We start from the raw sequence: 20,894 nt of genomic DNA, 5'->3' as shown, positions 1-20,894 counted from the left end.
TCACGCCCTGAGTGAGCCCCGCGAGGCGGCGGCACGCTCGCCCATCGTGCGCAGCTTCTCCACCATGGCCGCGGGGTCGTCGGCCCCAAAGACAGCCGAACCCGCTACCAGAAGGTTAGCGCCGGCATCCACGACGCGCTCGATCGTTGCCGGCGAGATGCCGCCGTCGACCTCGATGAGCGGCGACACGCCGTGCGCACCGCAGAGCTCTCGGAGCGCACGGAGCTTGGGCAGCGTGCCCTCGATAAAGCTCTGACCGCTAAAGCCGGGGTTCACGCTCATGAGCATGACCACGTCGACGTCGTCGATGATGTTCTCGAGCATGCAGACCGGGGTCGAGGGGTTGAGCACCACGCCCGCCTTGACGCCGCACGCCTTGATGTAGTTGACGACGCGGTTGAGGTGCGAGACCGTCTCGTAGTGCACGGTGATGAGGTCGGCTCCGGCCTCGATGTACCACGGCACCGTCTCGTCGGGGTTCGTGATCATAAGGTGCACGTCGAGCGGCAGGTCCGTCATGCCCTTGCAGGCGCGGACCATCTCGGGCCCAAAGGTCAGGTTGGGGGTAAAGTGCCCGTCCATGACATCGATGTGCACGTAGTCGGCACCCTTGATGTCATCGAGGCTATGGGCGAGGTGGCCGAGGTTCACCGAGAGAATCGACGGGGCGATCATGATACGGTCGGTCATGTGTTAATCCCTTCCTGTTGGGGTGAGGCCGTAGAACTCCTCCGTGGGGAAGCGGTCCTGCAAGATGCCGAGGGCCTCCTCGATACCAAGGCCGTGATAGAGCGCGCGCTCGAGCACAAAGGTGAGCGGTGCGTCGACCCCGAGCGTTCTCGCGAGCTCGGCGGTACTCTTGGCTGCCGCAGCGCCCTCGACGATCATGTGGGTGCGCGCCTGATAGTCCTCGAGACTCTCACCCTGGGCAAACGCCACGCCAAAGGAGCGGTTGCGCGAATGAGGCGAGGTACAGGTAACCACAAGGTCGCCCATGCCGGCAAGGCCCATGCAGGTGAGCGGGTTGCCTCCGCGGGCAGAAACAAGACGGCTGATCTCGGCCAGGCCACGCGTCATGATGAGGGCGAGCGTGTTGTCGCCGTAGCCCACACCCGCCGCGATGCCGCAGACGATGGCCATGACGTTCTTTACCGCGGCGCAGGTCTCGATCCCCACCATGTCGTCGGAGAGGTAGATGCGGAAGTTCGGGGAGATAAGGAGGTTCTTGAAGAACTCGGCCACCTCGGGCACCGGCGCGGCGACGACCGCGGCGGAGAGGCTCCCGCGGCAGATCTCCTCGGCGTGGTTGGGGCCCGAGAGGGCGGCCACGCGCTCGGGATTACCGATCTCACTCGCCACGACCTCGCTCATGAGCGCCCCGGTGTGCTCCTCGATACCCTTGGTAAGCGTGAGCACTGGGGTTTCCGGCTTAATGTAGGGAGCAGCCTGGTGGATCGTCGCGCGCAGAAACGGCGAGGGAACGACCACGATGATGCCGTCGGCACCCTCGAGCGCCTCTTCGTAGGAACCCGTGGCCCGTACGTTGTCGGGCAAGGTGTAGTCGGCAAGATAAAGCGGGTTGACGTGCCGGGCGTTGATGCCCTCGACGGACTCGGCGTCAAACGACCAGAGCGTCACCTGCTCTGCGCGCGCCGCGGCAACGCCCGCGATGGCCGTGCCCCACGAGCCGGCCCCGATAACGGTGATGCGCATGGAGCTCACGCCTCCTTCTTACTGCCAAACGAGAGCTTGGACTCGGTACCCGCGCGCAGGCGGGCGATGTTGCCCCGGTGCGCCCAGACGACCGTCCAGCCGAGAAGCGCCCAGATGGCAAGCGCAATCGGGTTGAGCGCAGGGAACATGATGTGCACGGTGAGCGGCACCACGGCGGCCGTGACGATCGACCCCACCGAGACGTAGCGCGTGATGGCCACGAGCACGATAAAGATCGCGAGGTGGATGAGGGCGAGCGGCCAGGCAAAGCCAAAGAGGATGCCCACGCCGGTAGCAATGCCCTTGCCGCCGTGGAACTTGAGATACGGGGTAAAGATATGCCCGTACAGGGCGGCGAGCGCCACGAGGGCGACCATCACATCGGTTGAGACGTCGGGCGCCCAGGAGTTGCCCGCAACCACCACATCGCGGAAGAACATCACGCAGACCATGCCCTTAAGGAGGTCGAAGGCGAGCGTGAGGGCGGCCACCTTGGGACCGGCCACGCGCAGGGCGTTGGTGGTGCCGATGTTGCCCGAGCCCTCGGCCTGAATGTCCTTGTGGGTCATGACCCGGGTGAGGATCTTGCCAAAGGGGATGCCGCAGATGAGGTATGAGACGACCATCATGGCCACGGTGTAGAAGGCGGCTGTAGAGAACCCGTCCGCCATGCTACTCACCCGCCTTATCGGCGCTCTTAGAGCGGAAGCGCAAGCGCACGGGCGTGCCCTTGAGGTCGAACTTCTCGCGCAGACGGTTCTCGAGATAGCGCGCGTACGTGTCGTTTACGAGGTCTGGGTGGTTGACAAAGAACGTAAACGTCGGCGGCTTTACGCCCGTCTGGGTAACGTAGTGCATGCGCAGGCGGCGCTTGCCGTCCACAACGGTATGGCCAAACTCACGGAGCTCGGTGAGGAACTGGTTGAGGCGCGCAGTGGGGATCTTCTGGGCGCGGCGGTCGTCGGCGCCGTCGATATAGGCCCAGATCTTCTCCACCGAACGGCCGGTGAGCGCCGAGATGCGCAGGTACTCCGCCCACGGTGCCATGGTGAGGCGCCGGTCGATGGTCTCGAGCACATGCTCGCGTGCCCGGTCGTCGGGCAGGAGGTCCCACTTGTTGAGGAGCACCACGAGGGCGCAGCCGCGCTCAATGGCGAGGTTGGCGACCTTCTGATCCTGCTCCGTCACACCGACGGACGAGTCGATCACAAGGAGCGCCACGTCGGCGCGATCGATCGCCCTGAGACCACGGACCATCGAGTAGTACTCGACGTTCTCGTAGACCGTGCTCTTCTTGCGAATGCCCGCGGTATCCACCAGGCGGTAAGCGCGCCCGTTGCGCTCGACGATGGTATCGATGGCGTCGCGCGTGGTACCCGCGACATCCGAGACGATCGAGCGCTCGGCCCCAATGATCCGGTTGAAGAGCGACGACTTGCCGGCGTTCGGGCGGCCGATGATGGCCACGCCGAGCGCCTCGGGAAAGGGATCCTCGTCATCGGTCTCTTCGGGGAGCACCTGAATGAGCTCATCGAGCAGGTCACCCGTGCCATGGCCATGGGTAGCCGAGATGGGGATGGGGTCGCCCACGCCGAGCGAGTAGAACTCCCACAGGCGCTCCTGCTCGCGCTCGGGGTTGTCGAGCTTGTTGACAAGGAGGAAGGTCGGCTTCTTAACGCGCTTGAGCAGGCGCGCGACCGTCTCGTCCTCCTCGGTTACGCCCACCGAGCCATCCACGACAAAGAGGATGGCGTCGGCCTCCTCCGCACCGGCGAGGGCTTGGTCGCGGATCGACGCGGCAAAGACGTCGTCGCTCTTGAGCGGCTCGATACCGCCCGTGTCGATGAGCGTGAACTCGCGGCCGTTCCAGTCGGCGTCGTGGTAGCTGCGGTCGCGCGTAACGCCGCGACTCTCGTGCACGATCGCGTCCTGCGACTGCGCGATACGGTTCACCAGCGTCGATTTGCCCACATTGGGTCGGCCGACGACGGCGACGATGGGTTTCATGCAGCACTCCTTATCTTGCAGCCGGATGCTCCGAGTCCACCGCAAGCGCGGCCTCGAGGGCATCCAGCAGATCGGCAGGGAGCGTCGAGGTGGCGTACGCCCGGGCCCCACGCCGCGTGAGGGTATCCAACAGGTCCTCTCGATGATAGCTGTCGAGGGTGAGGCCGTCAGCGTTGAACATGACCTCCGGCAGAAAGAGCATAACCCCCACGAGGTCGTGCGGCAGCTGCTCCAAAAGGTCCTCGGCGCAGATGAGCCCCGTCACGTTGACGTTGCCGCCAAAATAGCGGTTCTCGATGGCTGCAACGTGTCCCCCGAGGGGTGCCCCCTCCACAAAGCCCGCAACCGTCTCGCGCGCGGCCTCACCCGAGACCACCATGAGCGAAAGGTCTTCTGCCGCAAGGGCCGCAGCAACCGCCTCGAGCCGCCCGGCGCCATCACGGCGGAGTGTCGCCGTATCGTCGAGATAGGAGCGGATCATGCCGATTCCGTCGTAGAACTGCGGGTAGCCGTCGTACCACGCCTCCCCCGGCACAGGCACGCCCGCAGCGAGATAGAACTCGTCCGAGAGCTGGTAGACGGAGCGCCCGGTGCGCGCACGAGCGCGCTCCTGAAACGGACGGACCTGCTCCACCACGGCGCGCGCGGCCGCCGGGTCGTCGGAGAACGACCGGTCGAAGCGCTTCTGAAACTTCGTATAGCCGAGCGGCACGATACCCAGGCTTGTGATCTGGGGGTGAGCCTCAACATAGGCGAGCGTGCGGTCAAGTTCCGCGCCATCGTTCACGCCCGGACAGAGCACCACCTGCGCATGGATCTCGATCCCCGCAGCCATGAGCGCCTCGAGCGCCTCCATGCCCCGCGCAGCGTTCTTGCCCATGAGCCGGCGCCGAACATCGGACGAGACGGCATGGATCGAGACGTTCATGGGGCTCAGCTGACAGGAGATGATACGCTCGATATCGTTGTCGCTGAGATTGGTGAGGGTGACGAAGTTCCCCTGCAGAAAGCTCAGGCGGTAATCGTCGTCGCGGATGTAAAGCGAGCCGCGCATGTGCGCTGGGAGCATCGTCATAAAACAGAAGATACAACCGTTTACGCAGGTCCGCATGCCGTCAAAGATCGCCCCGTCAAAGTCGACGCCCCAGTCCTCGCCGGGTAGGCGTTCGAGGGTGCAGGTGGCGGTGGTGCCATCCGTCGGATCGAAGACCTCAAGATCGACCGTGTCGCCATCCGACTCCCAGAGCCAGGCTACCATGTCCGAGAGCGGCTCGTCGCCCACACTCGTGACGATCATCCCGGGCTCGAGCCCCGCATCCCACGCGGGGGAATCCGGGCGGACGGCAGTTACGCGGCCGCCCAAGACCGGCTGTCCGGTGCCATCCGGGCGACCGCCGTAGTCGGCACGGCCCTGCGCGTAGGGTGGGACGGTGGGCGCGGTCATGCGGCCACTACCCGCTCGATCTGAGCGACAGTGCGCTCGATCTGCTCGGCTGGGGTAGATGCCCCGGCGGTGATGCCGATGCGCTCCGCCTCGTCAAACCACGCGGCGTCAAGCTCGGCAGCATCCTCGATATGATGCGTGTTCATGCAGCGTTCGCGGCAGATCTGCGCAAGGCGGCGGGTATTCCCCGACTCGCGCCCGCCGATCACGATCATCACGTCGGACCGCTCGGCAAGCTCGGCGGCCGCAGCCTGACGCTCGCTTGTGGCCTCGCAGATGGTGTTGATAACGCGGAGCTCGCCCACCCGGCCCACGACTGCAGCGACCACATGCGCCAACCGTTCGGCCGTCTGGGTCGTCTGCACAACGACGCCCACCTTGTCGCAAAGCGCAAGGCCGGCAAGGTCGTCCTCGTCCGAGACCACACGTGCTCCTTCGCCCGCGTGACCCAAAATACCCTGCACCTCGGGGTGTCCGCTCTCCCCCACCACGAGCACCTGATAGCCCTCAGCGGCAAGACGGGCCGCAGCGCGGTGAACGCGCTTGACGTAGGGGCACGTGGCATCGACCACAGCCAGGCCGCGCGCCTCGGCGTCGGCGATGACCTGCGGGGTCACCCCGTGCGCGCGGATGACGAGCGTGCCCGATCCCGCCTCAGCCGGATCGGCGGCGGGCCGGACCCCGCGCTCCTCGAGATCAGCGACCACGAGCGGGTTGTGGATGAGCGGCCCCAGGGTATGGACCGGCTGACTGGCCGAGTCAGACGCCTCGAGCGCCATCTTGAGCGCGCGCTCAACACCGTAGCAGGCACCAGCCTGTCGAGCGACTTCGATGACGGGCATCGCTACCGCCTCCCCGGGTGCTCGTGGCGGAGCTCATCGCGAATCTCGTACATGCGTCGGATAGCCTCGTCCTCCACCCACTTGGTGCGAGCGGAGCGCTTGAGGCCCTCGGGCGCATCGGAGAGGGAGACGCGCTCCCCCACGCGGATCCACGTTTTGACGGGACGCATGAGATGTGTGCCCTTAGGCGTGATGTCTCTAAAGCCGCAGACCGCCATGGGTACGATATCGGCCTTGGCCATCTGCGCGATGAGCGCAAACCCGCCGTGCACCTCCACCGGCTGATCATCGGTGCGGATACGCGTGCCCTCGGGGAAGATGAGGATGTCCTCGCCGCGCTTGAGGGCGTGCTGCGCGCGGCGGATGGCCTTCATGTCAGCGGTGCCGCGATCGATCGGGATTCCGCCCACGCGGCCGAAGAACCAGCGCACGATGGGGTTCTTGTTAAACTCCGACTTCATGATGGGGCGCACTCTGCGACCGGTCGTGACGATATGCGGCACGATGGAGACGACCTCTGCCATGGAGGTGTGGTTGCAGATGATGACCGAGCCCGTCTCACCGGTGGGGAGGAGGCCCTCGGGGTTCTCGACCTTCCAGCGCCACATCACCTTAGAGAAGGCAAAGAGCACACCGATCACGATGTAGTAGAAGATGCGGAGCGCCAGGGGGTAATCGCGCATCCCGTTATCGTAGTAGTCGTCCAGGTGGTAGTTCAGGAGCTTCATGCGCCCCTCCTCTCGGCGATGAGCTCGGCGATGCGCGCCACGACCTCGTCGATGGTATAGGCCGTGGAGTCGATCGCCACGGCGTCGGGCGCCGCAACGAGCGGGGCGGCAGCGCGGTGCGAGTCGAGGTCGTCACGGCGCTCGATCGCCGCGAGGGTCTCGGCTATCTCGGCCTCGAGCGCCTCGGCGGCGAACTCCTCGCCCTCATGGCGCTGCAGCACGCGGCGGCGCGCACGCTCGCGGGGGTCGGCCGTGAGAAAAACCTTGATCTCGGCCGCGGGAAAGACCACCGTGCCGATATCGCGACCCTCGGCCACCACGTCGCGCCCCTCGGCAAACGCGCGCTGGGGGGTGAGCATCGCCGCGCGGACTCCCGGATACGCCGCTACCTTGGAAACGTTCGCGTCGATGCGCGGCGTGCGGATGGCCTCGCTCACATCGGCGCCATCCACGGCGATGCGAACGTTCTCGCCCGACCCCGCCGGGAAGGTGATCTGGATCGTGCGCGCAAGCTCGTCGATAGCATCCTCGTTGTCGAGGTCGACGGCGCGCTCCAGGGCAGAAAGCGTCACGGCGCGGTACATGGCGCCCGTATCGAGTTTCGTAAAGCCGAAGCGCTGCGCGACCTCGCGCGCGATGGTGGACTTGCCCGAGCCGGCCGGCCCGTCGATGGCGATGATCATGCATGGTCCTTTCTCAAAGCATCCCGGGCGTACGCCGGGTCCGATGCAACAGATGAGACGCGTTTCAGCGCGTCGACCTCCTCAGGGGTGAGCATACGCCACGACCCACGAGCAAGGTCGCCCAGCTCGAGCGGACCCATGCGATCACGGTGCAAGAGGAGCACCGGGTGCCCGATGGCGCCGAGCATGCGCTTGACCTGATTCTTGCGGCCCTCGTGGAGGATCACCTCAACGCCCGTCGCCGTGCCGGCACGACCGCGAGCCTCGGCAGAGGCCGTATCGGGCCAGAGACATGCCTCCTCCGAGTGATCCAAGATGCGGCAGGGCGCAGGCTGGCACGGCCCGTCATCGAGCGTGATGCCCGCTCTCAGGGGCTCAAGCTCCGCATCGCGCACCGTGCCGTCGACGAGCGCGAGATAGCGCTTGGCAACGTGATGCGAGGGGTGCAGCAGGATGTTTCCCAGGTCGCCGTCGGTGGTAAAGAGCAGAAGGCCCGTCGTGTCCTTGTCGAGTCGCCCCACCGGGAAGAGCCCCGGATACTGCTCACGGGGCACGAGGCTCGCCACACAGGGCCTACCCTGAGGGTCGGCCATGGTGGTGAGGTAGCCTGCAGGCTTGTGGAGCATGAGGTAGACCGCGCCCTGGTCAAGCGCAACGGTTTTGCCGTCAACCGCGACCCGGTCCACGCCAACCGTGACCTTGGTGCCCAGCTCAGTCGCGGGCGCGCCGTTGACCGTCACGCGACCGGCGGTCATAAGATCCTCCGATCCGCGACGACTCGCCACGCCGGCACGTGCTAAAAAGCGCTGAAGGCGCATCGTGTGGGGGTATTCCCCCGTGGCTGCCGGTTTTAAATCCGAGCGCAATTTGTTATGTTGCGCGGTGCAAGACGGATCAGTCATCGAATTCCTCGTCCGTCGCATTGCCCACGAGCATGAGGTCGGCATCGGGATCCTCATCGTAATCCTCGATGAGGTCGCGCTCCTCGGCAAGATCCTCGTCGGCCTCCTCGAGAGTCGACTGGATAGAGCGACCCGAGAGACGCTCGCGAATAAACTGGCGCGCCTGTTCATCGGGGGCAAACTGCTCGAGGTCCGGCAGGTCCTTGAGCGAGCGGAGACCGAACTTCTCAAGAAACGCATTGGTGGTGCCGTAGAGAATCGCCTGACCGTGCTCCGGATCGCGCCCGAGCTCGCGCACAAGGCCCTTGTCCACGAGCGAGGAGATGACGCCATCTGAGTTGACACCGCGGATACCGCGCACCTGCTCGCGCGTGGCGGGCTGATGATAGGCGATGACCGCAAGCGCCTCGAGTGCCGCCTGGCTCAACTTTTGGGTATCCCACGAGAGCACGAACGACTCCACCTGGTCGTGGAAGGCGGGGTGCGTGAAGAGCCGCCAACCGCCAGCGACCTCGCGAAGCTGAAAGCCCCGGTTGGCCTCCTCGTACTCGACCTTGAGCTCAGCAAGAAGCGAGGCCGCCTCGCCGGGGGCAAGGTCGAGCGCCTGAGCGAGCGCGCTCGCACTCACCGGGTCGCTCGAGACCAGCAGAAGCGCCTCGAGCGCCGCCTTGGGCGAGCCGGGCTCCAACCGCTCCAGATCCTCCATAGCTGCCGTTCCTCCCTGGCGCCGAGCGCCTATTCCTCAACAGAGAGCGCCTCGCCCGGACGGTATTCCGGAGCGCCCTCGACACGTTCGATATAAATCTCGCCAAAATTCTCTTCCTGAGAAAGCGTAAGCGAGCCACGCTTGGTGAGCTCGAGAATCGCCAAGAAGGTCGAAACGAGCTGGTCAGTGGTCTCGGCGCCCTCGATGAGCTCCGTGAAAGTGCACGTCCCCTTGGTGCGGGTGAGCCGGTCGACCGAAGCCACGGTGAGCTCGAGCGGCACGCGGTGCGGTGCCACGTGCTCCGCCTCGAGAAGAAACGTCTCTCGGCGGCCATCGAGGTCCGCGCAGATCACCGCGAGCCCGCGCAGGGTGATGCCGGCAAGATAGTCAGGCATGAGGTTCAGAAACTCTGGGTCGGGCCCCGCCACGCGCGGATGCATGCGACGCTCCGCCTCCATGCGAGCACCGAGCGCCGCCGCCGCACCCTTGAACTGCTTGTAGGCGATGAGTCGCTGAATGAGCACCTCGCGCAGCGCCTCACCGTCGAGCCCGGCAAGCTCGTCGTCCTCATCCAGATCGTCGGACTTGGAGCTCCCGCGCTCATCGGGCACGAGCGAGGCGGCCTTGATATCGAGCAACGTGGCAGCCACAAGCAGAAAATCGCTCGCCACATCGAGGTCGACCTCGTCCATGCGGTCAACCTCGGCCAGATACTGCTCTGCGACCTCAGAGATAGAGATAGCGCCGATATCAACCTTCTGGCGCGAGACGAGCTGGAGCAACAGGTCAAAGGGGCCGGAATAGCCCGCCGTGGTAACGCGATATGACACGAGGCCCCTCCCCTCTCTGTTCCGTCCCGCCCGGCGGGGGCATGCCGACTTGTGTATAAAGCGCGGCATGCACGTATTAAAAAGAGAATTCAACCTGAAAGGTCAGCTCGATCGCAGTGCTACCAATTGTGCATCGTTGCGACGAGGTTGCCTTTAAGGAGCGTCTTCTCTTCTCCCTGCTCTTAGACAACCGTTGTCGGCGCGCCAGAGGAGCCCGTCTCCCGTGCGGGCGATTTCGGGAGGGATTCACCGGCACGGTGAATCCCGACCCGCATGAGCCCGCGCGGGAGACGGGGTCCTCCGGCGCGCCGTCGTGGTCTAGCGGCCCTTATTCTAGCCTAAGGCAAGCCCCTGAAGCAGGTCGAACAAGGGATACACGGTTACGTTGAAGTAGAGGCCCACGAGGTCGATGTGCAGAATCTGCGGGAGCAGGTAGAGCACGATGATGAGGATGGGCATCGCATAGCGCTGGATCTGGTAGTAGGTGTTGAGCGCCTCGCCCTTGAGGAAGGGCACGAGGATGGAGCTGCCGTCGAGAGGCGGAAGCGGAATGAGGTTGAAGAAGGAGAGCGACAGGTTGACGAGCATAAGGACCTGGAGGAAGTCGGCCACATAGTAGATAACGCGGAACCACTCGGTTGAGGGAATGGTCATCTGACCGAGGGCGGCCAGGAGGGCCGTGGCGATGCAGGAGAGCGCGATGTTTGAGAGCGGACCCGCAAGCGCCACCAGCACCTCGTCGCGCTTGGGGTGCTTGAGGTTGCCGAGGTAGACCGGGACAGGCTTGGCAAACGCAAAAACCGGGCCGCCGAGCACGATCATGATGAGCGGCAGGAGCACGGTGCCGAAGGGGTCGATGTGCGCAAGCGGGTTCAGCGAGACGCGCCCCCGGGAGCGCGCCGTCTTATCTCCCAAGGCCCAAGCGGCGAGCGCATGGGCGCTCTCGTGCACACAGAGGCCTAAGATGAGCGCCGCCGCCTGGATGAGCAGGTAGATGAGGTACGCAACGTCCATACGGAGCTCCTAACGGCGCAGCGAACGGGCAACTCGCTGGCAGAGATAGTCGAGCAAGAAGAAAAGCACCGCCATGAGGGCAAAGTCGAGACGGAAGACCCCGCCCATCGGCGTCGCGATAAGCCCGTACCCTGCGATGACCGAGGGGATCGCGCGCGAGATATCGATCACGAGGTTCACCAGGCCGAGCCGCGAGGCGACGCCCGAAAACGAAAGCGCCACGACGATAACCGCCAACGCGATACCGCACAGGCGCAGCGCCCAGGCCACGATGGTAAGGGCGAGCGCCCCCGCTTTACGCCCGTTCACGAGCAACCTCCTCCTCGATCTCGGTAGAGAGCTCGAGCCACTCGTCCTCGAGCGCGCCGATCGTCTTCTTGAGCTCGTTGTACTCCCCAAGGGCTGCAGCGAAGCGCTCCTGGTCGGCGTAGAGCTCATCCGAGGCCATGAGCTCCATGAGCTCCTCGTAGCGCGCACGGTCCCCCTCAAGCTGGCGCTCGATCTTGGCGAGCCGGTCGCGGCGCCCCTTAAGCTTTCGGTTGAGGGCGGCTCGGGCCTCCGCCTCGGCGCGCTTCTGCTCGCGGGTCTTCTTGCCGGCGGGCGCGCTCAGGGCCTCCTGAGCACTGCGATGCGTGCGCGGTACGCGATGCCCCTCGTCGGCCTTGGGCGAAGCGGGCGCGGGTGCAGACGCGGACTCCCCCGCCGCACGGGCCGCAAGGTCCTCGCGCTTGTAGAGATAGTAGTCGTAGTCGCCGTCGATCACCGTCATCTTACCGTCACGGATATCGACCACGCGATTTGCCACGGCGCGCACGAGATGCTCGTCATGGCTGATGAGGACGATCGTGCCGGGGAAATTCCTGAGAGCGTTCTCGAGCATATCCACCGAGTCGATATCGAGGTGGTTGGTGGGCTCGTCAAGGCAGAGGAGCGCCTCAGGGGCAACGAGCATCTTGGCGAGCGCCAGACGCGCCTTCTCGCCGCCTGAGAGCACGCCCACGCGCTTGTCGACGTCCTCACCCGAGAAGAGGAAGGCGCCGAGCAGGCTCCGCTGCTGCGGGACCGTCCACGTGGGGGCCACCGAGTCGATCTCCTGCAGAACCGTATTGGACTCGTTGAGGCCCTCCAGCTGGTGCTGCGCATAATACGCCACGCCCACGTTCACACCAAGCTCACGCGTACCGGCTGAGGGCGCCTCGATGCCGGCGAGCATCTTCATGAGAGTCGACTTGCCCGCGCCATTGGGACCAACGAGCGCCACATGGTCGCCACGATAGAGCGTAAGGTTGATGCCGTCGTAGATGTGGTGATCGCCATATGACTTAGCCACGTCCTCAAGCTTGACCACCATGTCCCCCGAACGCGGCGGATCGGGGAACTTGAAGTCCACGTGCTTGTGACCCTCCGGCAAGATCACGAGCTCGCTCTTAATCTGCTCGATGCGGCGCATGCGCTCCTGGGCCTGTGCGGCCTTGGTGGGCTTGTAGCGAAACTTATCAACAAAGACCTGCATGTGGGCGATCTCGCGCTCCTGCGCGGCGCGCTTAGCGCGCATCTGCTCGAGGTTGTCCTCGCGCTGCTTGAGGTAGGAGCTGTAGTTGCCCGTGTAGGTGGTGATGCGGCGGTTCTCAATGGCGGCGACGTGGTCCACACAGGCGTCCATAAAGGCACGGTCGTGGCTGACGATGAGCACAGCACCCTCATAGGTGGCGATAAAGCCGCGGAGCCACTGCACGCTCTCGAGGTCGAGGTGGTTGGTGGGCTCATCCAAGAGGAGCACGTCAGGATGACGCAGAAAGAGCTTGGCGAGCGCGATGCGCATCTGCCAGCCGCCCGAGAACTCGCGGCACGGCTTGTCAAACTCGCTCACGGGGAATCCCAGGCCCGCGAGAATCTGCCGGGCGTTGCTCTCGAGCTCGTAGCCGCCCAAGCGCTCAAAGCGGTCCTGGACCTGTCCGTACTCAGCGAGCAGGCGATCGAGGTCCTCGCCGCGCTCCCCCGCCTCGGCGATCTGGAGCTGCAGCTCCTCGGCACGCTCGCCCAGCGCGCGGATCTCGTGCGCGGAGGCAACGACCTCATCGATCACCGACATGTCAGAGGCGAGCTTGGTCTCCTGCTCGAGGTAACCCACGTTAACGCCCTTGGCAAAGGTGATGGTTCCCGCATCGGGCGTATCGATACCCATGATGATCTTGAGCAGCGTAGTCTTACCCGCACCGTTGGGGCCGACCAGCGCAAAGCGGTCGCCAGCGTTTACCTGGAACGACGCGCCCGAGAACAGCACGCGTGCACCAAAACTCTTCTCAACCTTCTCGACGTTCAGGATCATGGCACTCACTCCTGAGCGGTCGCCGTCAAGCGGCCGCAACGTTCTTGTCTAGCAAAAGGGCCGAGGATTTCTCCCCGGCCCCGAACATTGCATGGTGGGCGTTACAAGATTTGAACTTGTGACCCCTTCCGTGTGAAGGAAGTGCTCTACCCCTGAGCCAAACGCCCGTGTGCTTTTCAGCGATAGCTACTATAACATGGCCCAAGCGGCGCGCCAACCCCCAATTTCAAAAAGTTGTTTGAGCGATGTCCCGGCCATGAAGACGCTGCATGGTGGACGAAATGCGAAGGCTGCCATAGAAACGAAAAACTCGGGGGACGAATCCCCCGAGTCGGTGTGCAATGGTGGGCCCAGCAGGATTCGAACCTGCAACCCAGGGATTATGAGTCCCCTGCGCTAACCGTTGCGCCATGAGCCCAGATATAAAAACAGCCTCTGAAACCAGAGGCTGTGCATCTGCGATGGTGGAGACGAGGGGGATCGAACCCCTGACCTCTTGACTGCCAGTCAAGCGCTCTCCCAGCTGAGCTACGCCCCCATCTGGTGCGGGAAATACTATACGGGATGCCCCGGGCGATTGCAAGTACCTTTTTTCTCGTATGTGTGGAGCCAGCGTGTAAATGGCTCATCGACGCGGCATTGACCGCAGGTATCGAACAAGGCGCATCATTCCGGGTCATCTGCCAGTACGCCGTGCGCCGTTCCGGCAAGAAAGTCGACCGGCTGGTCCGTGTCCGCGATGGACACGCCGAGCGCGGTCAAGAAGTCCTCGAACTCCTTGTGGACGCCGAAGAAGGGGTCCGTCTCGCCAGCCGATCGCATGCCGCGGGCAAGAAGCTTGCGGCAAAGCTCACGACGCTCCTCCCAGCGATGCCCCCGCCTCCAAATATCGCGCAAGTCCCCCGCATGCTGTGGGAGAATCCACACGGTGCGGTCCTCCTTGTTGCGATACGCCCGCACGCGATCGAGCGGGATGGCATGGATACGAACGATACCCTTGCCGGAGGAGCCATAAGCCTTCCCGTCGTCCATCCACGAGATGGAGAAGAGCACGCCGCCCATCGCAAAGAGATCCCCGCGCATCGGTTCTGCGGCGTGGCGGCGATACACCCCGAGTGACAGGCACGTGAGCCCGACGAACAGGAGCGCGCAGACGGCCGTGACGATCATGAGGGGCATGACCCACCCGCTGCGCACGCCAACATAGGCGCAGATGGCCATGCCGGCAAGTGCCACGACCGCGAACGCAAACGGCGCGAGGGCGCCGCTATCGTGCAGTCATCCTCGGGGGAAACGCCAGCGGTCGTCATGCACGACCGCAAGCCGCTCCAGAAGGCGCTCCGGCTCGACGATCGTATCTCGCGCTCCATCCATACGCCGCACTCCCCCGCATGACTGCATACGAAAAAGAGCACCTACCCGAGTAGATGCTCTAAAAGATCCGATGGTGGAGACGAGGGGGATCGAACCCCTGACCTCTTGACTGCCAGTCAAGCGCTCTCCCAGCTGAGCTACGCCCCCATCCGGTGCGGGAAATACTATACGGGATGCCCCGGGCGAATGCAAGAACTATTTTGGGGAATACCGCCCCGGGGCAACCGGCCGAGCCGGCAGGGTTGCCCCGGTGCCCGTGAAGACACCCTAGGCGCGCTGGGCCTTCACAAGGTCGGCGACGCGAAGGGCGACCTCGTCGAGCGCCACGTCCTCGCGCTCGCCCGTCGCACGGGACTTGAGCTCCACCGTGCCGTTGGCGAGACCGCGCTTGCCCACGATCACCTGGTACGGGAAGCCCATCAGGTCGTTGTCGGCAAACTTGACGCCCGGGCGCTCAGCGCGGTCGTCAAAGATGACGTCGACGCCCGAGGCCTCGAGCTCGTCGGCGATGGCGGCTGCCGCGTCGAGGGCCTCGCCCTTCTTGTCGAGCGAGATGACCGAAACCTCGTAGGGCGCCACCGAGACGGGCCAGATGATGCCCTGCTCGTCGTTGTGCTGTTCGATGATCGCGGCGAGCGTGCGCGATACGCCCACGCCGTAGCATCCCATGAGGAAGGGTTTCTCGCGGCCATCTTCATCGGTAAAAGTGGCGCCCATCGAGGCGGAGTACTTAGTGCCGAGCTGGAAGACCTGGCTGACCTCGATGCCGCGGGCACCCGCGAGCGCCTCACCGCAGTGCGGGCAGGGGTCGCCGGCGTGCACGGTGATGAGGTCGGCCCACTCGTCGACCGTGAAGTCGCGGCCGGGGCACGCGCCCGTGTAGTGGTAGTCGACCTCGTTGGCGCCGCACGTCCAGCTCTTGGAGTCGCGCAGGGTCTCGTCCACCACAAGGCGGATGCCCTCGGGCAGGCCGACCGGCCCGATAAAGCCTTTGTGGAGACCGTACTCGGTAAGCTCATCCTCGGTCATGAGGTGATAGGCACCAAAAAGCTTCTCGGCCTTACAATCGTTAAGCTCGTGATCGCCCGGAACGATCGCCACCACGGGCGTGCCATCCTCGGTGATGAGGGCGAGCGACTTGCGCGTGCCGTTCTCGGGGAAGCCGAAGAACGCCGCCACGGCCTCGATGCTGCCAAGACCGGGGGTGTGCACCTTGGTGAGGGTGCCGTCGCCCGGGCCCTCAGAAACGGGCACCGTGGTCGTTGCGGCCTCCTCGTCGGCCGCAAAGCCGCAGGAGTCGCAGTAGACGAGCGCCGCCTCGCCGGCGTCGGCAAGCGCCATGAACTCGACGGAGGTGTCGCCGCCGATCTGGCCGGAATCGGCCACGACGGGAAGGGCCTTGAGCCCCACGCGCTCGCAGATGTTGGCATAGGCCTGCTTCATGGCATCGTAGGTCTCCTGCAGGCTCTCCTGCGTGGCGTTGAAGGAATAACCGTCCTTCATGATGAACTCGCGACCGCGCATGAGGCCAAAGCGGGGGCGCATCTCGTCACGGAACTTGTCCTGGATCTGATAGAGGTTCACCGGGAGCTGCTTGTAGCTCTTGAGCTCGTTGGTGATGAGGTCGGTGATGGTCTCCTCGTGCGTAGGGCCGAGGGCGAACTCGCGGCCGTGACGGTCGGTCACGCGCATGAGCTCGGGGCCGTAGGCGTTCCAGCGGCCGCTCTCGCGCCAGAGATCGGCGTCGGTGAGGATGGGTAGGAGCATCTCCTGGGCGCCCGCGGCATCCATCTCGTCGCGCACGATGGCCTCGATCTTGCGCAGCGAGCGCCACGCGAGCGGCAGGTAGCTGTAGAGACCGGCGGCCTGCTTGCGGATCATGCCAGCGCGGAGCATGAGCTTATGGCTCGCAAGCTCGGCCTCGGCCGGGTCCTCCTTGAGGGTGGGTGCATAGAGACGGGACATCTTCATCACCATGAGGCGACCTCCTGACAGGCTGGTTTAAAACGCTGCAAGATGATACCACGTGCTCGTTGCGGCTTGGGGTCCCGGGGCGGGCGGGCTGAATTCTTCGCTGGTCCTCGGGCTTCGCCCTGCGGAATCGCTCAGAATACAGCTCGCCCGCCCCGGGATCGTGCACCGTGCCCAAACCTAGGTCAATCTGCAGAGTTATACATGGCAGTAGCCCGGTCGCGACGCATGGTGAAGAAAGATTAAGGGACAAAAGATTGAGACGATGAGGTTGGCCGGAAGGGAGACATTGCAGACGCACCCCGACCCTTAGTTATGTCGTTCACTCACCTAGTGCGCAAAATATACGTTCATTCCGCACAAAAGCTGGGCGAACGGCAAAGGTGTATTGGCCCTAGTGGCCACAAGGGAATCCGTCAACGCATCAACAACGTCACCCATGCGATATTGACTTTCCCCCATGGGCCGGTCGGACCAGACCAGCATTGCAAACGCAGGCGTGGGGCACGGTTGTTCTTTCCGAGCGATTCCGCAGGGCGAAGCCCGAGGACCAGCGAGGAAAGAACAACCGTGCCCCACGCCGGGCGGTTAGACAAGGTGACAGCTGATTTGACCCATTACAGCCGATCGATCTCAGCCATGAGCTCGTCCACGATCCGATCCTCCGGGACCTTGCGCACGACCTCCCCGTGCTTGAAGATGAGCCCGCAGCCGCGTCCGCAGGCCACGCCCACGTCGGCGCCCGACGCCTCACCCGGCCCATTGACCACGCAGCCCATCACGGCCACAGAGATCGGCTTGGTAACACCAGTGAGCTGGCGCTCGACCTCCTCCGCAAGAGCGATCAGGTCGACCTGCGTGCGTCCGCAGGTGGGACAGCTCACAAGCTCGGGGCCCCGGCGGCGAATCCCCAGGCACTCGAGGATGCCCCATGCAACAGGCGGCTCTTCAACCGGGTCTGCAGTGAGCGAGACACGGAGCGTGTCGCCGATACCCTCAGCCAGAAGCACGCCGAGACCCACCGAGCTCTTGATCGTGCCCTGGCGAACGGTACCCGCCTCCGTAACGCCCAGATGGAGCGGCACCTGCGGAAGCTCGCGCGAGAGCGCACGGTACGTGTCGATCGTGGTGCGTACGTCGTGTGCTTTAGCCGAGAGCACGATATCGGTAAATCCGCGCGCCTCGAAGTGCTCCACAAAGCGCTCAGATGACATGACGAGCTTCTCGGGGAGAGTCAGCTCCTCGCGCGAGGCGATGTCATCCTCAAGGGAGCCCGCGTTCACGCCGATGCGGATGGCAGCACCCGCCTCCCCCGCTGCATCGATGACGGCGTCGACCTTCTCCCATGAGCCGATGTTGCCGGGGTTGATGCGGAGTTTGGCCGCCCCCGCCTCGAGGGCGGCGAGCGCAAGACGATAGTCGAAGTGAATGTCGGCTACGATAGGCACGGGAGACGAGGCGCACACCTCTCGGAACCCCTCAACGGCCTCGCGCGTGGGGACAGAAATCCGAACCACGTCGCACCCCGCCGCGGCTAGGGCGCGCACCTGCTCGAGCGTGGCCATAGCATCGGCGGTATCGGTCGAGGTCATCGACTGGACCACCACGGGCGCGCCGCCACCGATCGTAACTGACCCCACCCGTACCGGACGGGTCTTCTCACGCGGCAGCGTATCAGCCATGGCAGCCTCCCAAGGTCGCAAGCCCGCCGATACCTCTGCCGCTTAGACCCGGGACGGGCGCCGAATCCAAGCGGTTGACTACAGCACGAAGCGGATGAGGTCCGCTCGGAGCATGTAGATGAAGAGCAGGATAAAGAGCCCCACGCCCACATAGGAGAGCGCAGCTTGCACCTTTGCCGGCACGGGGCGGCGAATGATGGCCTGAATGATCTCGATAACGAGCTTGCCGCCATCGAGCGGCGGGATGGGCAGCAGGTTCATAAAACCGAGCGAGAAGGAGATGAGGGCCGCGAAGGTAAGGTAGGTGGCAGCTCCGGCGGAAGCGGCCTCAGCAGAGAGCGCCATGATGCCCACCACCGAGGTGGAGTTGTCGAGCACCTCCATCGTGTGCTGCGGGTTGAAGAGCTGTACGATGGAGTCGGCTGTCATCGAGACGTATCCCCATGTGACCGTGGCAGCCTGCACCGGGTTGAGATGCACCGTCTCGACCGGAGCGGAGATGCCGAACATCGAGGCGCCATCGAGGTTGACGCTCAGGTTCTGCTCGCTCCCACCGCGCTCGACCGTCACCGAGATCGGCTCCGCCGGATCGCACCCCGCCAGCGCCGAACTGATGGCCGTAAACGAATCGACTTCGATCCCGTTGACGGCGGTAATGGTGTCGCCCGCCTCGATGCCGGCCACCGCCGCAGGAGAGTCCGCCTGAACGGCACCGACCTGGTTGACATCGATCGAGACGTTGACGCCGACGATCATATAGATGCTCATGAGCAGTAGGAAACCCGAGAGAAGGTTAACCGCCACGCCCGCGACGAGGATGAAAGCACGGGCCCAGAAGCCCTTGCCGGCATACGTGCGCGATCGCTCCTGCGCATAGAACGCCTCGGCGCTCATGGGCGGCTCCCAGACCTCGCCCTCTGAGGTGGCCGCGTCGCGGCGGAAGCGGCGGCCATCGTACATGGTATCGCCGGCGGCATCGCGCGGCATGGCGGCATAGGTGGTGGCGTAGTAGACCCCGGGCTTCTCGCCCTCGGCGTACACCGGCGCGATGGAGCCCCAGTCGGCCAGCTGGACGCAGGCCTCCATGGCCTCGTCCTCGGTGACGCCCAGCTCCTCAGCAAGCTCCTCAACCCCGACCGTGCCGTGCCGGTGGACAGCCGAGAGCACGCGCGTTGCAACGCCGGCGTCACCCTCCGGCTCCATACCGCAGACCATGGCGTAGCCACCGAGGAGAAGGGGCGTCACGCCAAACTTGGTGCCGATGCGCTTGGACACGTGGTGCAGGTTAAAACGGCAGGGCAGGCCGAGGAAGAATTCCGTTACGCGCACACCGACGGCGCGCGAGGCGAGAAAGTGCCCGCCCTCGTGGACAAAGACGAGGACGGAAAGCATGAGTAGGCCCCAGAAGAGAGGCCGAAAGATTCCGAGGATGGCTTCCATGAAGAGGAGCTCCCTTATGCAGGACCGCTAGCTCAGCCCAGCCAAAAAGCAAGAGGCCTCGGCACGAGCCCAGCGGTCGATGTCGTGCAGTTGCTCCAGCGATTCTACCCGCCGAGCATCATGGAGCTCCAGGCAATGGGCCACGCAGGCATCGATTGCCGTGAAAGAACACGACTCCGCCAGGAACGCCGCCACCGCGACCTCGTTGGCCGCATTGAGCACGCAGGGGGCCGTACCGCCCGTGCGGCCGGCCTCCTCAGCGAGCGCAAGGCAGCGAAACACCTCGGGGTCAGGCGCGTCAAAGGTGAGCGATCCGATCGTGCGGAAGTCGATCCGCTCGGCAGGAGTCTCCCACCGCTCAGGATACGACAGGGCGTACTGGATGGGAAGGCGCATGTCCGAGGCGCCAAGATGCGCGATCACGGCACCGTCGACGTACTCCACCATGGAGTGGACGCGGCTCTCACGCTGGATGAGGACCGGGATGCGCTCCATGGGCAGTCCAAAGAGCTGCGCTGCCTCGATGCGCTCAAAACCCTTGTTCATGAGCGTGGCCGAATCGATGGTAATCTTGGCGCCCATATTCCACGTGGGATGAGCCAGCGCCTGTGCGCGCGTAACGCCCTCGAGCTCCTCTCGGTTCCGCCCAAAGAAGGGACCGCCCGAGCAGGTGAGCCAGATGCAGTGAATCTCTGCGGCGCGCTCCCCCAAGAGGCACTGGAAGATGGCGCTGTGCTCAGAATCGACGGGCAGGAGTTGACCCGGTTGCGCGAGCGGCATGAGCAGGTCGCCGCCCACCACGAGCGACTCCTTGTTGGCGAGAGCGAGGCGCTTCCCCGCTTTGAGGACCGCATAGCTCGCACGAAGACCCACAGCCCCCACCACCGAGACGACCACGGTGTCGGCCTCGGGGAGCACCGCAAGCTCTTCAAGGGCGCTCTCCCCCACCAAAAGCTTCGTGCCCTCCGGAAGCTCGGAAAGACAGGAGTCCTCCGCATGTGCCGGGTCTGTAACGGCCACGATGGGCACGGTAAACTCCCGTGCGGCCCGGACCAGCTCCTCGGTGCGGGAGTGGGCCGAAAGCGCGACAACCTGGAGCCTGTCGGCATGCTGCCGGCAGACATCGAGCGCCTGGGCGCCGATGGAGCCGGTGCACCCCAAAATGGTAACGCGTTGACGGGGCGCACCCACAACAGACGAGGAATATGCTTCGCAGGAAGAAGCAGTGG

19 protein-coding genes and 4 tRNA genes are annotated in these 20,894 nt (G+C 64.5%); all 23 read right to left on the bottom strand.

Annotation, left to right across the window (positions count from 1 at the left end):
- A complete protein-coding gene (gene rpe / locus B5G20_RS04530; protein ID WP_087355475.1) occupies window positions 1–690 on the bottom strand; it encodes a ribulose-phosphate 3-epimerase in 690 nt (229 codons plus the stop codon).
- A gap of 3 nt (window positions 691–693) precedes the next feature.
- Window positions 694–1,713 carry an NAD(P)H-dependent glycerol-3-phosphate dehydrogenase gene (locus B5G20_RS04525; RefSeq protein WP_087355473.1) on the bottom strand — a complete coding sequence of 340 codons (1,020 nt, stop codon included), beginning with the start codon at window positions 1,711–1,713 and terminating at the stop codon, window positions 694–696.
- 5 nt (window positions 1,714–1,718) lie between these two features.
- The gene (plsY, locus tag B5G20_RS04520) at window positions 1,719–2,384 is read right to left on the bottom strand and encodes a glycerol-3-phosphate 1-O-acyltransferase PlsY (RefSeq protein ID WP_087355472.1); all 666 of its coding nucleotides are present in this window, start codon (window positions 2,382–2,384) and stop codon (window positions 1,719–1,721) included.
- A 1-nt stretch (window position 2,385) separates the two neighbouring features.
- Window positions 2,386–3,720, bottom strand: a complete 1,335-nt coding sequence (gene der / locus B5G20_RS04515; protein ID WP_087355470.1) for a ribosome biogenesis GTPase Der — start codon at window positions 3,718–3,720, stop codon at window positions 2,386–2,388.
- A 10-nt stretch (window positions 3,721–3,730) separates the two neighbouring features.
- A complete protein-coding gene (locus B5G20_RS04510) occupies window positions 3,731–5,164 on the bottom strand; it encodes a DUF512 domain-containing protein (RefSeq protein ID WP_087355468.1) in 1,434 nt (477 codons plus the stop codon).
- Window positions 5,161–6,006, bottom strand: coding sequence for a 4-hydroxy-3-methylbut-2-enyl diphosphate reductase (gene ispH, locus B5G20_RS04505; protein ID WP_087355466.1), 846 nt, complete (start codon window positions 6,004–6,006; stop codon window positions 5,161–5,163). Before ispH ends, B5G20_RS04510 begins: the two co-directional genes overlap by 4 nt.
- 2 nt (window positions 6,007–6,008) lie before the next feature.
- On the bottom strand, window positions 6,009–6,734 hold the full coding sequence (locus B5G20_RS04500) for a lysophospholipid acyltransferase family protein (RefSeq protein ID WP_087355464.1): 726 nt from the start codon (window positions 6,732–6,734) through the stop codon (window positions 6,009–6,011).
- The gene (cmk, locus tag B5G20_RS04495; protein WP_087355462.1) at window positions 6,731–7,417 is read right to left on the bottom strand and encodes a (d)CMP kinase; all 687 of its coding nucleotides are present in this window, start codon (window positions 7,415–7,417) and stop codon (window positions 6,731–6,733) included. The genes B5G20_RS04500 and cmk overlap by 4 nt, the downstream gene beginning before the upstream one ends.
- Window positions 7,414–8,235 (bottom strand): pseudouridine synthase, encoded by an 822-nt coding sequence (locus B5G20_RS04490; RefSeq protein WP_087355460.1) that lies wholly within the window; start codon window positions 8,233–8,235, stop codon window positions 7,414–7,416. The genes cmk and B5G20_RS04490 overlap by 4 nt, the downstream gene beginning before the upstream one ends.
- Before the next feature lie 76 nt (window positions 8,236–8,311).
- Window positions 8,312–9,025 (bottom strand): SMC-Scp complex subunit ScpB, encoded by a 714-nt coding sequence (gene scpB / locus B5G20_RS04485; RefSeq protein ID WP_087355458.1) that lies wholly within the window; start codon window positions 9,023–9,025, stop codon window positions 8,312–8,314.
- A 29-nt stretch (window positions 9,026–9,054) separates the two neighbouring features.
- Window positions 9,055–9,855, bottom strand: a complete 801-nt coding sequence (locus B5G20_RS04480; RefSeq protein ID WP_087355456.1) for a segregation/condensation protein A — start codon at window positions 9,853–9,855, stop codon at window positions 9,055–9,057.
- A 333-nt stretch (window positions 9,856–10,188) separates the two neighbouring features.
- Window positions 10,189–10,869, bottom strand: coding sequence for a site-2 protease family protein (locus B5G20_RS04475; protein ID WP_087355455.1), 681 nt, complete (start codon window positions 10,867–10,869; stop codon window positions 10,189–10,191).
- Window positions 10,870–10,878: 9 nt separating this feature from the next.
- The gene (locus B5G20_RS04470) at window positions 10,879–11,178 is read right to left on the bottom strand and encodes a hypothetical protein (RefSeq protein ID WP_087355453.1); all 300 of its coding nucleotides are present in this window, start codon (window positions 11,176–11,178) and stop codon (window positions 10,879–10,881) included.
- Entirely contained in the window at window positions 11,165–13,198 is a 2,034-nt protein-coding gene (locus B5G20_RS04465) for an ABC-F family ATP-binding cassette domain-containing protein (protein ID WP_087355451.1), read from the bottom strand. Before B5G20_RS04465 ends, B5G20_RS04470 begins: the two co-directional genes overlap by 14 nt.
- Window positions 13,199–13,290: 92 nt before the next feature.
- A tRNA-Val gene (locus B5G20_RS04460) sits at window positions 13,291–13,365 on the bottom strand.
- A 175-nt stretch (window positions 13,366–13,540) separates the two neighbouring features.
- A tRNA-Ile gene (locus B5G20_RS04455) sits at window positions 13,541–13,616 on the bottom strand.
- Window positions 13,617–13,660: 44 nt separating this feature from the next.
- Window positions 13,661–13,736: transfer RNA gene (locus B5G20_RS04450), tRNA-Ala, on the bottom strand.
- A gap of 128 nt (window positions 13,737–13,864) precedes the next feature.
- On the bottom strand, window positions 13,865–14,434 hold the full coding sequence (locus tag B5G20_RS04445) for a hypothetical protein (protein WP_143750215.1): 570 nt from the start codon (window positions 14,432–14,434) through the stop codon (window positions 13,865–13,867).
- 209 nt (window positions 14,435–14,643) lie between these two features.
- Window positions 14,644–14,719 (bottom strand) — tRNA-Ala (locus B5G20_RS04440).
- 120 nt (window positions 14,720–14,839) lie between these two features.
- A complete protein-coding gene (locus tag B5G20_RS04435; RefSeq protein ID WP_087355806.1) occupies window positions 14,840–16,543 on the bottom strand; it encodes a proline--tRNA ligase in 1,704 nt (567 codons plus the stop codon).
- 617 nt (window positions 16,544–17,160) lie between these two features.
- Window positions 17,161–18,225 carry a flavodoxin-dependent (E)-4-hydroxy-3-methylbut-2-enyl-diphosphate synthase gene (ispG, locus tag B5G20_RS04430; RefSeq protein ID WP_087355447.1) on the bottom strand — a complete coding sequence of 355 codons (1,065 nt, stop codon included), beginning with the start codon at window positions 18,223–18,225 and terminating at the stop codon, window positions 17,161–17,163.
- A gap of 78 nt (window positions 18,226–18,303) precedes the next feature.
- Complete coding sequence (locus tag B5G20_RS04425; protein WP_087355445.1) at window positions 18,304–19,665, bottom strand: site-2 protease family protein; 1,362 nt, start codon at window positions 19,663–19,665, stop codon at window positions 18,304–18,306.
- A 27-nt stretch (window positions 19,666–19,692) separates the two neighbouring features.
- The gene (gene dxr, locus B5G20_RS04420; RefSeq protein ID WP_239286875.1) at window positions 19,693–20,826 is read right to left on the bottom strand and encodes a 1-deoxy-D-xylulose-5-phosphate reductoisomerase; all 1,134 of its coding nucleotides are present in this window, start codon (window positions 20,824–20,826) and stop codon (window positions 19,693–19,695) included.
- Window positions 20,827–20,894 lie beyond the last annotated feature (68 nt).

Source organism: Collinsella sp. An7, from assembly GCF_002159335.1.
Taxonomy (GTDB): domain Bacteria; phylum Actinomycetota; class Coriobacteriia; order Coriobacteriales; family Coriobacteriaceae; genus Coprousia.
Note: the sequence above shows the minus strand (reverse complement) of the source record. Positions and strands in the feature narration are given on the sequence as shown.

Coding starts and splice junctions, on each gene's coding strand:
- cmk (WP_087355462.1), bottom strand. CDS start 7,417: ATGATCATCGCCATCGACGGGCCGGCCGGCTCGGGCAAGTCCACCATC.
- rpe (WP_087355475.1), bottom strand. CDS start 690: ATGACCGACCGTATCATGATCGCCCCGTCGATTCTCTCGGTGAACCTC.
- der (WP_087355470.1), bottom strand. CDS start 3,720: ATGAAACCCATCGTCGCCGTCGTCGGCCGACCCAATGTGGGCAAATCG.
- B5G20_RS04525 (WP_087355473.1), bottom strand. CDS start 1,713: ATGCGCATCACCGTTATCGGGGCCGGCTCGTGGGGCACGGCCATCGCG.
- ispG (WP_087355447.1), bottom strand. CDS start 18,225: ATGGCTGATACGCTGCCGCGTGAGAAGACCCGTCCGGTACGGGTGGGG.
- B5G20_RS04465 (WP_087355451.1), bottom strand. CDS start 13,198: ATGATCCTGAACGTCGAGAAGGTTGAGAAGAGTTTTGGTGCACGCGTG.
- B5G20_RS04425 (WP_087355445.1), bottom strand. CDS start 19,665: ATGGAAGCCATCCTCGGAATCTTTCGGCCTCTCTTCTGGGGCCTACTC.
- B5G20_RS04490 (WP_087355460.1), bottom strand. CDS start 8,235: ATGCGCCTTCAGCGCTTTTTAGCACGTGCCGGCGTGGCGAGTCGTCGC.
- B5G20_RS04435 (WP_087355806.1), bottom strand. CDS start 16,543: ATGAAGATGTCCCGTCTCTATGCACCCACCCTCAAGGAGGACCCGGCC.
- scpB (WP_087355458.1), bottom strand. CDS start 9,025: ATGGAGGATCTGGAGCGGTTGGAGCCCGGCTCGCCCAAGGCGGCGCTC.
- plsY (WP_087355472.1), bottom strand. CDS start 2,384: ATGGCGGACGGGTTCTCTACAGCCGCCTTCTACACCGTGGCCATGATG.
- ispH (WP_087355466.1), bottom strand. CDS start 6,006: ATGCCCGTCATCGAAGTCGCTCGACAGGCTGGTGCCTGCTACGGTGTT.
- B5G20_RS04500 (WP_087355464.1), bottom strand. CDS start 6,734: ATGAAGCTCCTGAACTACCACCTGGACGACTACTACGATAACGGGATG.
- B5G20_RS04475 (WP_087355455.1), bottom strand. CDS start 10,869: ATGGACGTTGCGTACCTCATCTACCTGCTCATCCAGGCGGCGGCGCTC.
- B5G20_RS04510 (WP_087355468.1), bottom strand. CDS start 5,164: ATGACCGCGCCCACCGTCCCACCCTACGCGCAGGGCCGTGCCGACTAC.